This is a genomic window from Nocardia sp. NPDC004860, from assembly GCF_040609015.1.
Taxonomy (GTDB): Bacteria; Actinomycetota; Actinomycetes; order Mycobacteriales; family Mycobacteriaceae; genus Nocardia.
Genome location: NZ_JBEXJI010000001.1, coordinates 243032 through 257731 on the forward strand (window position 1 = coordinate 243032; position 14700 = coordinate 257731).

At 67.7% G+C, this 14700-nt stretch carries 10 protein-coding genes; 5 read left to right on the forward strand and 5 right to left on the reverse strand.

The features are described from left to right. The first annotated feature begins 126 nt into the window (after window positions 1-126). Together ABZV44_RS01110 and ABZV44_RS01115 are read left to right on the forward strand one after the other, a co-directional pair. On the forward strand, window positions 127-1263 hold the full coding sequence (locus ABZV44_RS01110; protein WP_354830392.1) for a hypothetical protein: 1137 nt from the start codon (window positions 127-129) through the stop codon (window positions 1261-1263). Next, on the forward strand, window positions 1260-3089 hold the full coding sequence (locus ABZV44_RS01115) for a serine/threonine-protein kinase (protein ID WP_354830394.1): 1830 nt from the start codon (window positions 1260-1262) through the stop codon (window positions 3087-3089). The genes ABZV44_RS01110 and ABZV44_RS01115 overlap by 4 nt, the downstream gene beginning before the upstream one ends. A 94-nt stretch (window positions 3090-3183) precedes the next feature. Here the strand turns inward: ABZV44_RS01115 and ABZV44_RS01120 are convergent, their stop codons facing one another. After that, window positions 3184-3537, reverse strand: a complete 354-nt coding sequence (locus tag ABZV44_RS01120; RefSeq protein ID WP_354830395.1) for a DUF4254 domain-containing protein — start codon at window positions 3535-3537, stop codon at window positions 3184-3186. Window positions 3538-3868: 331 nt separating this feature from the next. Here ABZV44_RS01120 and ABZV44_RS01125 point away from each other — a divergent pair, with 331 nt between their 5' ends. Both ABZV44_RS01125 and ABZV44_RS01130 read left to right on the forward strand, forming a co-directional pair. Continuing rightward, window positions 3869-4708 carry a GntR family transcriptional regulator gene (locus ABZV44_RS01125; RefSeq protein ID WP_354830397.1) on the forward strand — a complete coding sequence of 280 codons (840 nt, stop codon included), beginning with the start codon at window positions 3869-3871 and terminating at the stop codon, window positions 4706-4708. Beyond that, a complete protein-coding gene (locus ABZV44_RS01130; RefSeq protein ID WP_354830398.1) occupies window positions 4705-5388 on the forward strand; it encodes a GNAT family N-acetyltransferase in 684 nt (227 codons plus the stop codon). The genes ABZV44_RS01125 and ABZV44_RS01130 overlap by 4 nt, the downstream gene beginning before the upstream one ends. Window positions 5389-5407: 19 nt before the next feature. Here the strand turns inward: ABZV44_RS01130 and ABZV44_RS01135 are convergent, their stop codons facing one another. The 4 genes from ABZV44_RS01135 to eccD are packed head-to-tail and all read right to left on the reverse strand — an operon-like array spanning window position 5408 to window position 12653. Further along, on the reverse strand, window positions 5408-5698 hold the full coding sequence (locus tag ABZV44_RS01135) for a hypothetical protein (protein ID WP_354830400.1): 291 nt from the start codon (window positions 5696-5698) through the stop codon (window positions 5408-5410). 24 nt (window positions 5699-5722) lie between these two features. Next, complete coding sequence (gene eccCa / locus ABZV44_RS01140) at window positions 5723-9745, reverse strand: type VII secretion protein EccCa (RefSeq protein ID WP_354830402.1); 4023 nt, start codon at window positions 9743-9745, stop codon at window positions 5723-5725. Between the two features lie 17 nt (window positions 9746-9762). Then, a complete protein-coding gene (mycP, locus tag ABZV44_RS01145; protein ID WP_354830404.1) occupies window positions 9763-11235 on the reverse strand; it encodes a type VII secretion-associated serine protease mycosin in 1473 nt (490 codons plus the stop codon). After that, window positions 11232-12653: a type VII secretion integral membrane protein EccD gene (gene eccD / locus ABZV44_RS01150; protein ID WP_354830405.1), complete on the reverse strand. Its 1422-nt coding sequence runs from the start codon at window positions 12651-12653 to the stop codon at window positions 11232-11234. Before eccD ends, mycP begins: the two co-directional genes overlap by 4 nt. 210 nt (window positions 12654-12863) lie before the next feature. Between eccD and eccA the strand changes: the two genes are divergently transcribed. Further along, window positions 12864-14699, forward strand: coding sequence for a type VII secretion AAA-ATPase EccA (gene eccA / locus ABZV44_RS01155; RefSeq protein ID WP_354830406.1), 1836 nt, complete (start codon window positions 12864-12866; stop codon window positions 14697-14699). Window position 14700 lies beyond the last annotated feature (1 nt).

The window sequence follows — 14700 nt, forward strand, 5'->3', positions numbered from 1 at the left end:
TTTGTGGCTCGATCGCGCCGCTCGCCTCGGCGCGATGCGGGTTTTGCACGTACGGCCGGCCCGCCACTGACCGGTGGGTGAGGGGAACGGATGCGTCTGAGGTCCGGGCGATGGTGCACCGCCGGAATGGGTGCCGCCGTGCTGGTCCTGGCCGCCGCGTGCGGGAACGACGGCGGTGCACCGGATTACGGGCCGTACGCGATTCACGGCGTCGATGACTTCGATCGGCAGCCGAGCCGGATCCGCGGGATCTTCGCCGAGTCGGTGCGGCTGGCCGATCACATCATTTTCGCGACCGATATCGATCCCGACCTGACGACGGTGCGCGGCGGCGGGATCTCGGCCGACGATCGCGGCTTCCACGAGACCGCGCTCTCGCCGCAGCAGCGGGCGGCGGCGCGCCCCTTCGGGGTGGCCGGCTCCTTCGGTATCGCGGCCGCGAACCGGCCGGCCGGTGACGGTCCGCCGCAGAAGTATCTGGCGGTGTCGCTCACGGCATTTCGCGATGAGCGGTCGGCGACGGCGGCCGCGGCGGAGATGGCCCGGGTCGATTTCGAGGCGAGTCCCGACAACGCGCCGGTCGGGGTCGATGCCTTCCCGGCCGCGCTCAGTCATTGGCGGCCGGGCGTCCCGTCGCTGGGCAGTCTCATGGCGTGGAAGAACGTGGTGATCCGGGTGTACGCCGAACTGCCGGATCCCGATCTGAACCGGCTGGTCGACATGGTCACCACCACCTATCGCAAGCAGGTGGCCGGGCTGGCCGGTTTCGACGCCTCCCCCGTTCCGGATCCGGCCACGGTGCCGCTCGATCCGGACGGCCTGCTGACCCGGCTGGTGCGCACCGGTGATCCGCTGGCCGACCCGAAGACGTTCGCCGCCTTCGGGGTCCGCGCCTTCTCGGCACTCTCACCGGAGCCACCGCACACTTTCGGCAAATATTCCGGCAGCGGCGTGACGACGCTGGCGGTGTCCCACAACAAGTACCTGTATCGGATGCGGGATTCGAAGGCCGCCGCACAGTACGGCCGAGACCTCGCCGCCGACCCTGAGAACTCGGAGTACACCTGGATGCGTAATGTCCGCGGCCTGACCGCCGCAACCTGTTCGCAGGCGACCCGCCCGGACCCGAAATCCGTGCCGGCCCGCCGCTATCGCTGTGTGGTGGTGCGCGACGGGTATGTGGCGGTGGTCTACAGCAATACCGAGACCGATGTCCGGCAGCTGGCGGCGGCGCAGTACGCGATCATGGGAGGTCCGCGATGAAGGCACTGCTGCCCGACGATCCGCGCTGGATCGGCCCGCACCATATGATCGCCGTCATCGGCACCGGCGATATGGGCCGGGTGCTGCTGGGCCGCACCCCCACCGGAAAGCTGGTGGCGGTCAAGCAGATTCACCGCTCGCAGAGCGTGGATATGGAGTTCCGGGCGCGCTTCCAGCGGGAGCTGGAGACCACCAAGCAGCTGACCGGACCCTATACGGCGGCCGTGGTGGACAGTGACGCGGATGCCGAACGCCCCTGGCTTGCCACCGAATACCTGCCGGCGCCGGATCTCGCGACGGTCGTCGCGGCCTGCGGTCCGCTGCCGCTGCCGGCGCTGCGCCTGCTGGCGACCGGCCTGGCCACCGCCCTGATCGAGGTGCACCGGGCGGTGCTGGTGCACCGGAATCTCAAGCCCGGCAATGTCCTGCTGATGCCCGAGGGCCCGCGCATCATCGATTTCGGCATCACCCGGGCACGCGACGGCGAGGGCGCTTCGGCCGCCGTCGCCGACGCCGCGCCCTACGTGGCCCCCGAGCAGGCCGGGGGCGAGCCGGTGACCTCCGCCGTCGACATCTACGCGGTCGGTATGCTGCTGGTCCTGGCCGCCACCGGATCCATGTCCGCCACACCGGATCTGCAGGCCGTCCCGCATGCGCTGCGCAAACTGGTGGAGTCCTGCCTGGCGCCCGATCACGCGCATCGCCCGTCCGCGCGTCAGCTGCTGGAGCAGGCGGAGCGGATTCCCGCGGAATCGGCGTGGCCGCAGCCGGTGCTGGAGTTCATCGAGACGCATCGAGCAGATGCCGAATGGTGGGCGTCCAGCGGTGAGCAGGAGACCCGCTACCGGGATCAGCTGGCGCGCTTGGCCGGTCGGCGGCGGCGCACGATCGGCTGGGCGGCGGCGGCCGTCACCGGACTGGTGGTGGTGAGCGGCACGCTGGCGGGGCTGAGCCGGTCGTCGCAGACCGACGGCCATGCGCAGCCGCGCACGGACCCGTCACTGGACTTGACGGCCATGGAATTGCGGCTGCTGGACTTCTGCGCGGTCATCGACAAGGCGGTGCCCGGCAAGCTCGGCACCCGCACCGGTGATCCGCAAGCCTCGCCCGAGGGCGGCTGCGGCACCACCGTGGTCGATTCGACGCAGCGAAAGGTCCACTACAACCTGGACATTCCCGACCACGCCATCGGTGTGGACCAGTTGACGCCGACGGGCCGGACCGCCGGCTGGGGCCCGATCCTCAGCGCCGGAGCCGCGGACAACAAATGCGACACCGTGCTGGTGACCCAGTCCGGCGGGAATGTGCCGCTGCGGATGTCGGCCGAGGAGCTGGACCCCGCGGCCCAGCCGGGAACCGCCTGCACCGCGGCGGAGGACGCGCTGACCGCCGTCGCGCAGCAGCTCACCTCGTACGTGCCGCAGCGGACGGTCCCGTCGAGTTCGATTCTGCGCGTGGACCCGTGTTCGCTGGTGCAGGACAGCACGATTCGGGAGATCGTCGGCGATATCGCCGACCATCAGCGCTCCCCGCACGCCTGCGCGACCATCGGCAGGGACGGCTGGGTCCGCGTCGACCTGGTCGACCAGAGCCGCCCCGATCAGGGCGAGTGGACCTACGAGACCCTGCAGGCCGGCGAATTCACCGCGTACGTCACCGGCGCACGTTCCAGCAACGACTGCTACCTCAGTTATCCGGTGCGGCCCACGGATAAAGGCAACGCCGAGCAACTGAAGCTCACGGTGTCCGATCTGTCGAATTCACCAGATGCGTGCGGCAAGGCCGTGAAACTGCTCGACGAGGCCATCCGGCAACTGCCGAAGTAGCCAACTCCGCGCACTGCAATTGCAAATGATCTTTCGCGCGGAACATGGCGGTCCGGGCCGCCCTCGGGCCCGGACCGCACAGTTGTTGCGTTATTTACCAGGCGGGGAGCCGCCGCCGACCGGCGAGCACATCACGAACGAGATCGTCGTAAGCGTCCGACAATTCGGCTAAATGGTGCCAAGCGCCGTGTAGCATTTCATCATTCGCGTCAAGGGTCATCAACGCGTGATGAGCCCGAACCGAAGCCTCTGCGAGGCGATCGATGACCGAACCGACCGTTTCGGTGTGCAGGGTCGCACCCAGCCGATGCTGGGGAACCGAGCGCACGATCCAGTCGTCGATGGCCATGACCAATTCGATTCGGCGGCGCTTTGTTTCGACGATCGAGGTGGGATCGGTTTCCGGACCGATACCGCCGCGCCCGACCAGCCGCCGCTCGTGCAGCACCGCGAGATCGTGGGCGAACCACAGCAGGGGTCCGCCGATCACCCGGTGACCGCGACAAGCGCGCAGTAGTAGGTCGGAGGTCGGCAATAGGCCGGCAGCCAAGGGCTGCGCCTCCATATCCGCATACGAAGCGGACACGTCGGGCAATGCCACAACGACCGTGTTTGTTGTCTCCGAACCTGCCACGTTGCCTCGCGTTCTTCGACGTATAACAACACCGCATTCAGGACGTTCATTACAATAAACCTCAGAATGCTGGTGTCAAGCCTTACACGGCAGTAGTACTACCGGAGTAGACTTCTGAGCCTTGAAGCAACAACCGAGGAGCGAGATGGCGGACGGTCCGAGATATCAACGGATCGCAGACCTCCTCCGCGAGGAGATCCGCGCCGGCAAGTGGGAACCGGGCGATCGACTGCCGAGTCACAATGAGCTGGCCGACCAGATGCAGGTTTCGATTACGACAGCTCGCAACGCAATTCAACTCTTGGTTGCCGAAAACCTGGTTTACACAGCCACTTCCCGGGGCACCATCGTGCGCAGTCAGGAAGTGCTGGAATCCGTTGTCACCAACCATATTCGGCCGGACCGGCCGAAGGCCGCGCACGACATCTTCTCCGAGATCGCGCGCGCCGCGGGGCGGGAGCCGTCCAAACAGTTCAGCGCCAGAATGGAACCGGCCAGTCCGGAAGTGGCGCACTGGCTGGGTGTCGCGCGCGACGAGTGGGTCGTGTCGCGCACGATCATGCAGTATCTGGACAACGAGCCGTGGTCGTGGGAGGTCAGCTTCTATCCGCGAGATCTGGCCGAGGCCACCGGAATCGACGCACCATACGACATCCCGGAGGGCACCACGCGGCGGCTCGCCGAACGCGGATTCGCCGAGACCGCCCATCGCGACACCATCGTCGCCCGACCCGCCACGGCCGAGGAGGCGGCGCTGCTGGGCGTGGGCCCGGGTACGCTACTGCTCGACCATCTCCGCATCGGAGCGAATCACGATCGCGTCACTCGAGTGACGCGCCATCGTTCCACAGCGGCCCGCAACCGATTGGCATACGAATTGGGCGATGACGAAGGAACGGACATAATTCGTAAAACTCTGGGCGCTCCATTTCCGTCCGGAAATTCCCATTCCTTCGGTAATTCCCGGCTACCCGGTTCGCCATGAAACCGCACCTGCGCCGCGCCCGTATTGCCGATCTTGGGACCATCACCCGGTTCCGGCTGCAACGTACGAGCTGGCTGGCGGCGCGCGGCAGTGACCAGTGGACGCGGGCGGGGCGAGGACTCCCCATCGAGACCTTCGTCCGGTCCGTGGCCCACGCGGTCCGCCAGGACGAGACCTGGATCGCCGAGGTGGACGGTGAAGCGGCCGGCACCATCACCGTCAACGACCGCGCCGACGAAAACCTCTGGTCTCCCGGCGAACTCGCCGACGCCGTGATCATCCACTACATGATCGTCGACCTGCGCTTCGCCGGAATCCGCGTCGGCGAAACCCTCCTGGCCCACGCCGCCCACCTGGCCCGCGAACAACACCGCACCTGGGTCCGCCTCGACGCCTGGACCACCAACACCGACCTCCACGCCTACTACCTCCGCGCCGGCTTCCACCTCGCCCGCATAGCCGGCCCCGAAGCCACCGGCCCCTCCCGAGCCCTCTTCGAACGCCCCACCGCAGCCTGGCCCCACCCAGTCGCGACGCGCCCAACCCTCACCCTGGCAGCAGGCGAGACCACCCGCTTCACCCTGAACCCGGACCCCACCACCATCTGGTCCCTCACCCACAACCCACTCCTGCGCGCCCTCCCCGGCGCGATCACCGAGCCGGGCCCGGCAACCACGTGATCCCTGTGGCTATTGCATCTCAGCGGCGCAGTTTCGGATCGTCACTGGCATAGACGCTTTCGGCAGGTCGCGCGTCCGCAGACAGCGTGCGGTGGACGGCGACGATGCTCGGAGGGTCGGGGGTCACGGCGAGATTCGCTTCGCGGTCCAACCGGGCACGGAATTCGAGGTCCTCGGTGAGAGGGCCAGACGGCGTAGCGGCGGGGCAGGGCGGGGTGGGCGGCCAGGTAGACCGTGCCCATTCCGCCGCTGCCGAGCGCGCGCGTTCGATGCGGTGGCCGCCGGATATCGAGCCGGGGCCGATGTTCATGCGACTTCCTTGTGCGCCACCCGGTTACAGCGCGGGGAGGTCGGCGATTTGGATCATTTCGTCGCCGCGGGAGCGCGACCAGAGGATGCCGCGGCCGGGTGGGAGGCGCATGGGGCGGATGTCGCCGATGAGTTTGCCTTCGTCGCGGGAACCGCTCATGAGGAGGGCGGGGACCGACAGGTTCTTCATCGAGCCCAGGACCTGGTCGTAGAGGGCTCGGGAGATGCCACCCATGTTGCGGGAGATGATGACGTGCAGGCCGATGTCGCGGGCCTGCGGCAGGAGTTCCACCAAGGCGCCCAGGGGGTTTCCGCCCGCGACGACCATGTCGTAGTCGTCGACGACGACGTAGATCTCCGGACCGGTCCACCAGTCGCGATCGCGCAGCTGCTGGGGGGTGATGTCGGAGCCGGGGATGCGCTTGGAGAGGTAGTTGACTACCTCCTTGATCATGCCGCCGCAGGTCTGCGAGGAGGTCGAGTACCCGGCCAGCTGGTCGCCTTCCAGCACCCCCAGCAGGGTGCGGCGGTAGTCGATGAGGATGACGCGGGCCGTGTCGGCATTGGAGCTCTCCGCCAGGCCGCGAATGATGTTGCGCAGCACCGTGGTTTTACCCGATTCGACTTCGGAGAAGACCATGAAGTGCGGGTCGGAGCTGAAATCCAGGACGATCGGCTGCAGTTCGGATTCGCCGATGCCGATGACGACCTTGGTGGGACTCTGCTGAATTCCGTGGCGGCGGGCCAGTTCCAGCGCTTGTTCGCGGGGCACGCTACCGGGCAGCGTGCGAACGGCGGGTGCGCGGCGTTCGCCCCAGATGGCCTGCATCTCGGTGCGGGCGGCGGCCACACCCTCGGCCAGATTCTGGACGTTGGTGTCGGAGTCCAGGCGCGGCATGGCGATGAGCATGTGCAGCTGGTCCGGGGTGAGACCGCGGCCGGGCCGGTTGAGCGGGACGTTGACCGCGACGCGGCGGCCCATCTCGGAGTCGGAGGGATCACCCAGGCGCAGCTCGATGCGGGTACCGATCATGTCCTTCACGGAGGCGCGGATCTCGCCCCAGCGGTTCGCGCCCAGGATCACGTGGATGCCGTACGAAAGACCTTGGGCGGCAAGCTGTCCGACCACCGGCTCCAGGCTGTCGAATTCCTCGCGGACGACCTGCCAGTTGTCGATCACCAGGAACACGTCACCGAATCGATCGGCCAGTACCGGGTCGTCGGCGCGGTCCGAGGCCAGCGCGGCGTGCTTGCGCCGCCGGAATTCGGCCATGGATTCGATGCCCTGGGCGGCAAAGCGCTCTTCGCGTTCGCGCAGCAGGGTGGCGAGTTCGGCGATGGTGCGCCGCACTTTGTCGGAGTCGAGCTTGCCGGCGACCGAACCCACGTGTGGCAGGCCGACCAGACCCGCCATGGAGCCACCACCGAAGTCGAGGCAGTAGAACTGCGCCTGTTCGGGCGTGTGCGTGGCCGCCGCGGACATGATGATGGTGCGCAACGTGGTGGACTTGCCGGACTGCGGGCCGCCGACCACGGCGACATTGCCCTGCGCCCCGGCGAGATTGATGGTGAGCACGTCGCGGCGCTGCTCATAGGGCTTGTCGATGATGCCGATCGGCATCCACAGCTGCCCGTGCCGGTTGACCGGCGACCGCCAGTCCGGATCCGGCAGCAGCATGTCCACGGTCGGCGACTCGTCAAGCGGCGGCAGCCAGACCTCGTGGGCCGGGCGACCGTGACCGGTCAGGCGTTTCACGACGGTCTGGAGCAGGCTGTCGGGCAGGCCTTCGTCGCCCGTCGGCGGCGGGGGCGGCAGCAGGTCGAGCGGATCGAGCGGGTTCTCCGGTTCGGGCTGCTCGAGGATTTCGACCATCGCGGCGGTGAATTCGCGCGGCGGCGCTTCGACGACGGTGGTGCCGTCCGCGGCCTGCCGGGCGGCCCGGGGCGCGACGTAGGGACCCGATACATAGGTAGCGTTGAACCGCAACGGATCCGAGGCGTCGCTCTTGAGGTAGCCGGAACCCGGGACACCGGGCAGGTGATAGGCGTCGGTGATGCCGAGCACCGCGCGGGATTCGTTGGCCGAGAACGTACGCAGACCGATGCGATAGGACAGATGCGAGTCGAGGCCGCGCATCTTGTTCTCTTCCAGCCGCTGCGAGGCCAGCAGCAGGTGGACGTGGAGCGAGCGGCCCAGTCGGCCGATCATGACGAACAGATCCGCGAAATCCGGCTTCTGCGAGAGCAATTCGGAGAACTCGTCGATGACCACGAACAGCGCGGGCAGCGGGTCGAGCGGCACGCCCGCCGCGCGGGCCTTCTCGTACTCGTTGACATTGGCGAAGTTGCCCGCGGAGCGCAGCAGTTCCTGCCGCCGGTTCATCTCACCGGCGAGCGCGTCGCGCATACGGTCGACGAGCGAGAGCTCTTCTTCGAGGTTGGTGATGACCGCCGCCACGTGCGGCAGCGGGTCCATACCGAGGAACGTCGCACCACCCTTGAAGTCGACCAGGATCAGGTTGAGCTGATCCGGCGAGTGCGTGGTGACCATCGAAAGAATCAGTGTGCGAAGGAATTCCGACTTACCCGAACCGGTGGCGCCGATGCAGAGGCCGTGCGGCCCCATGCCGTTCTCGGCGGATTCCTTGATGTCGATCTCGACGGGCGTCCCGTCCGGGGTGATGCCGATGGGCACACGTAGTCGCTCGCGTCCGGCGCGCGGCCGCCACACCTTGGCCGGGTCGATCTGGGACGCGTCCGGGATCTTGAGCAGGTTCATCAGACCGGGGTCGGCGGCGGAGGTGTTGTCGCCCAGGCTGACGATCTGCGCCGCGGTGGCGAGGCGGAAGCGAGCCAGGCTGCGCGAGAACGCCTCCGCCTCGGCGAGGGTCACGCTGTCGGCATTGGCGAACTTCTCGGTGCCCGCCGCGCTCTTGGCGAACACCTCTCCCCCCGCCGCGACGAGCTGCAGCCCGCGCCGCGCGGCCAGGCTGTTCTCGGCGGCGCTCAGATCGATGACGGTGACCGCGTCCAGACCGGACTCGCTGATCAAACGCTCACTGCCGCTGACATATCCGTCGTCGATGATGACGACCAGGTGCATGCGCCCCTGCGTCGGTTGCGGATTGCGCATGAACCGCCCGCGTTCGAGCAGATCGTCGGCCAGCGCCGTCTCCAGCTCACCGAGCGAGCCGTAGATCATGCGGGCCGCGCCCATGCCGTCGCGCTGGCTCGAATGCTGCACGTGCGGCAGCCATTTCGCCCACGCCCAGACCTCGCAGTCGGGTTCGGCGGTGACGATGGCGACGGCGACGTTGTCGGGGCCGTGGAACGCGGTGAGCTCCATGAGCATCGACCACACCAGCCCGCGCGTATCCTCGGCCGGCCCCTCCACATTGATGGCGGGGAAGGCGCGCAGCGACACCGCGGTCGGCAGGTGGTGCACCACGGAATGCGTTCGCACGAAACGCCGCAACGCCACGGTGGACACCGGTTCCAGATCCTCCAGCGGACCCGTTTCCGGCCGCGCCAGCTTGGCCGCGAGCCGATGCGTGCCGATGCCGACGCGCACATGCCCGAAGTCGGGATCGTTGGGCCGCCGCTCCCACATGCGCCGGGTGCCCACGATGGACGGCAGGTCCGCCGGTTCCGGATGACTCCAGACCAGCGTCTCCAACTGCTTCTGCCCGGTGCGCCGGACCTCGCGGCGGGTCTGGTCGAGGTACCGGAAGTAGTCCTTGCGTTCCTCGTTCAGCTCCGAGGAGCTCTTGCTGCTGCCGCGCTGACCCATGAGCATGCCGGCCATCGACATGATCATCATCATCGGCATCATCATCATGTACGGGTTGGACAGCATCGACCGGCCCATCAAGCTCATCATGGCGAGCATGCCGATCATGGCGACGACCATGACGACCGGCATGAGCTTGCTCATGAGCGGCGCGGGCACCGGACGCGGAATCTCCGGCGGCGCGGTCAGCGCCATCTCACCGCCCGGGGCGCGGGGTGGGGCGATGCGGGGCCGGCGCACGAAACCTTCGGTAGCCATGGGTATTTCTCCGGTCGTTAGGAATCGAGGTCGGGTAGCTCGTCGTCGCGGCGGCGTCGCCGGAACGGAATCGACACGGCGAGACCGATTCCCAGCGCGGACAGACAGACAATGGTTCCGACGGTGGCGACCAGCCGCGGCAATCGCGCTGGGCCGACAGGCTTTTGCGGTGTGGGGAAGGCCTGGGATTTCGCGGCCCCGACATGGATCGGCAGCTCGGGCGTGTCCGCCGTGAGCGTGCTCGCCGGGAACTGCGCGGTGAGGGCGGCGACCGGATCGATCAGGCCCGCGCCGACGCGGTCATCGCGGCCGGTGCCGGGCTGATGCGCGGTGAGCATGATCTGGTTCATCACCTGCCGCGCGGTCCAGTCCGGGTACTTCGCCCGCACCAGCGCCGCCAGGCCCGCCACGTACGGCGCCGCGAAACTGGTTCCGTTGATGGCCTTCTGGCCCGAGTCGATACCGGTGGCGTTGACCAGCCCGGTTCCGCCGGGCTTGTTGTCGAGCGAGACGATGTTGGTCCCGATCGCCGCGACACCGACCCACGGGCCGTAGAGCGAGAAGCTGGAGGGTCCGCCGCTGGGATCGACCGAGGCGACCGCCAGCACGTACTTGTTGAACCAGGCCGGGCTGGAGATGGTCTTCACCTTGTCCCAGCTGGTCTTGGTATTGCTGTACTGGTCGTTCTGCGTTCCGCAGCCATTGGCCTGGTCCACATTGCCGGCGGCGACGACCACGACCACGTTCTGTTCGTAGGCGAACCGCACGGCGTCGCCGAGCGCGCTGTCCGCGGTGTCGCCACCGGCGGCCGTGCAGGCGTCCTCGGAGATATTGATAACGGTCGCACCCATATTCACCGCGCGCACCACGGCCGCGGCGAGGGTCTGCATATTGCCGTACCCCGACTTGCTCATGCTGCCCGGCGTGTCCCCGCCATTGGAGTCCTTGGCCTTGTAGGCGTCGCTGAGCTGACGGATCGAGAGGATCTCCGCGTCCGGCGCGACTCCCACGAACGCGTCGTCCGCGCTGGGCTGAGCGGCGATGATGCCCGCGACCAGGGTGCCGTGGCCGTCGCAATCCTCGGTGGTGCCGTCTCCGTCGGAGACGTAATCCCCGCCGCCCTGCAGGTTCGCCAGCCGCGGATGCCGATTCACACCCGTGTCGATCACCGCGACCTTCTGCCCCGCGCCCCTGTGGTTCGGCCCCGGATTGGCCTGCCAGGCCCCGGGCAGGTCGAGCACCTTCTGCGCGACGGGTTCATCGCGCGGGGTGTCACCCTTCAGCGACTGTTCGACACAGACCGCGTTCTTCTGGGTCGGCACCGGTGGCGCGGGCTTGCCGGCCAGCGCCTGCGCATCCCCGATATGGGAGAGGTCGGGATCGGGCTGGGTGACGGTGGCCGCCGCGGTGCCCTGCGGCCCCAGCAGCGCACCGCCGAGAATCGCCCCCGCACACAGTGTTCGCGCCCAGTTTCCGGGACGCCGAATCATATGTTCCGAGCCGTCGAGTAGACGTCCATGATCCACAGCACCAACGGGACGATCGACACGATCAGGCCGTATTCGAACAGCTCGTTGAAGCGCCGGGTGACCGGGGTGACCTCGACGTGCGGGCCGATGACGCCGAATCCGACGGCTCCCACCGCGAATACCAGCAGCAGTCCGGCGGAGACGAGCAGCATCCCGTCATCGGACAGTGCCAGCAGCACCGCCAGACCGATGAAAGTGACACAGCCGCTGGCGATCAGCGTGGCGGCCTGGGTGAGATCGGCGAACGAGCGTCCGCGCAGGCAGAGAATGATCGAGATGACGACGGCCAGGGCGATACCCTGCCAGCGGTCGGAGTGCAGTGGGTCGGCCGTGCCGAGCGCACCGGCGACGGCGCCCAGCGCACTGCCGATGACGATGCCGGTCTGGAACTGATTGGCGGTGCGGGCACGCTGCCCGAGTCCGTGCGCGGAGGGCAGCACGGTCGCGCCGATGGCGCCGATGCCCTCGATGGTGGGGCGAGGTTCGTGGTCGGCCGGATCGATGGCGGCGCCGGCGGTGGGCACCGGCGGCACGGGTAGTCGCGCCAGCATGGCGGCCAGCCGCGGCACCATCGACAGCACGATGATCGACGCGACCAGTACGCCCGCAGCCACTTTCGGCACTCCGGCATCCCAGATCATCCGCACGGCCGCGCCGATTCCGGAGAGGATCACCACGGTCACGACAGCGGACACCACCGCGGCGCCGGCCCCGATGATGCGGTAGCCGACCACGGCGAGCAGCAGGGTCGCGGCCGCGCCGAGCATGAGGTGCGGACTGCCCACCGAGCCGGGCACGGCCAGCGCCGCGCCGCCGAAGGTGAGCAGCAGCATGCACAGCGTGAGCACGGTCGCGGTCAGCTCGTCGGCGTACTTGCGCATGGCGATGGCGGCGGCGACCAGCGCGGCGACGGCGCCACCCAGCAGCAGCGGCGACGCCACGAACTTGTCGCCCCCGGATCGCGAGATCAGCCCCAGCACAACCGCGAACGCGACCGCGGCCACCCCGGCCACCAGTCCGGTCCACCGTGCGGCGGTCACGGACCAGCTGCGGAACTCCTCGGCCGTGAGCCTCGACACGGCGTCGATGACGTCGTCGAACAGCGCGGGCGCTTCCTTGGCGGAAACCGCCCGCAGCACCAGCAATTCGCCGTCGTAGATCTCGGCGTCATTGAGCGTCTGACTGGGCGCGATCATGTCGCGTCCCAATTTGGCCAGCGTCCAATGCTGCGACTGGAGTGGTGTTCCCCCCTCCTCGCCGCCGATCGGGTCCGGATTGCGGGATTCGATGAGGCGCACCAGATCACCGATGAAGGCGGCGATCGGAACGTTGGCCGGCAGACCGACGTCGAGCTGGGTATTCCCCCCGATGACGGACACACGGCACAATTCGGGTTCAGCCGCCCGCGGGCCACTGATCGACTGTGCTGTCACTAGCTGAACTGCTCCCCTGTAGCTCTCAACAGTTGCCCGCCCAGGGCGGTTAACCATAATGTATCCGACTGTCCGCAGCCGTGCGATTCGCATGGTGTGGGTGGGGATTGTGAACGAAAGACCAACCAGGCTCGACGAATTCGGGGTTCGACTAGGATGATCGACACTCGCCAGGCCCAACGCGCCTTCGATGCGGGAGTGCTGTCACTGGGGTTGAGCATCGAGGGCCAGGAGTCGAACCGGGACCTCGACTACGCCAAACTCGCCTTCCAGCGCGCGACCGAATGGGACCCCACCATGGCCGACGCCTGGCTGGGCCGGGCCGCCGCCGGCGAGGTCACCAAGGATGTTCTGAGCAATCTGTACAAGTGCAGCACCGTCTCGCTGGGGCGGGAACAGCGCCGGTTGGGGCTGGCGCCGCGACAGCTTGCCGGACGTTTCCTGCCGGGCCTCTACATCGATTACCCGCTGGCCGGTTTCACCGAGATCCATCTGGCGTGGGCCGCGCATCTGATCGCCGAGAAGCAGTACGACGAGGCCGAGCAGGTGCTCGGCGAACTCGAAAAGCACCGGCGGGCACGGGCTTCCGAGCCGGATTTCGAAATCGACGGCCGCATCGCCAAGTACGTGCGCGGCATCCTGCACTACAACACTCAGCGCTGGCCGGATGTGATGACCGTGCTGGCCGGTTCCGAGGGTTGGGAAGACCCGTATCTGGCGGCCGGCGCGCATGTGATGGTCGGCACAGCGTGTGCGCAGCTGGGTCTGTTCGGTGAGGCGATTCGCCGGATGGAAGCCGCAGAGGCGGGCCCGATTCCGGCCGCGCGCACCGCGGCCATGTTCTGCCGCGGCCTGTGCCTGCGCGAACAGGGTCAGGCCGATGAGGCGCAGTCGCTGTTCGAGAAGGTGTATTCGCAGGCACCGGATTTCGACGCCAACACCGCGGCCATGCGTGACCGCACCTACCGGATCACCCTCACCACCAAGGAGGTGATCGAGGCCCGCACCGACAGGTGGGATCCGGCCTCGGCGCCCTCGCTGGAGGAGAAGCAGGCCGCCGAGCACGAGGACCGGGCCAAGGAGATCCTGGCGCAGGCGCGCGCCGAGCTGGACAAGCAGATCGGCCTGGCCGCGGTGAAGACGCAGGTGGCCAAGCTGCAGTCGAGCGCGCAGCTCGCGAAGATCCGTGCGGAGAAGGGACTTTCGAGCTCCGCGCGCGGTCAGCATCTCGCGTTCACCGGCCCGCCCGGAACCGGTAAGACCACTATCGCGCGCGTGGTCGCCAAGATCTATTGCGGCCTGGGCATTCTCAAGACCGACAAGGTCGTCGAGACCAAGCGTTCCGACTTCGTCGGCCAGCACCTGGGTTCCACCGCCATCAAGACCGACGCGCTGATCGACACCGCCATGGACGGCGTGCTGTTCATCGACGAGGCGTACACCCTGATCCAGCAGGGTCTTTCGGGTGGTGACGCGTTCGGCCGCGAGGCCGTCGACACGCTGCTGGCCCGCATGGAGAACGACCGCGACCGCCTGGTGGTGATCATCGCCGGATACGACGGCGAGATCGACCGCTTCCTGGCCGCCAACGACGGTCTGGCCTCCCGCTTCGCCAAGCGGCTCCAGTTCCCGTCCTACACGGCGGAAGAGCTCGGCCGGATCGGCGAGGTCGTCGCGTCCAAGCGGGATTCGGAACTATCCGAGGACGCACTGCGCGCCTTGGTCACGACCTGCGAGAAGCTCTACACCATGGAGAGCACCGACCAGAGCGGGCAACCGCGCCGCGGTGTCGACGTGGCCGGCAACGGCCGTTTCATCCGCAACCTGATCGAGGCCGCCGAGGAGGAACGCGAATTCCGGCTGGCCAATGACGAATCCATCGATCTGAGCGCCGTCGACGAGTCGGTGCTCATGCGGATCGAGGGCCCCGACATGAAGGCCGCGCTGAGCACCCTGCTCACGTCACTCAACCTATCGTCGGCCGCCGACTGAG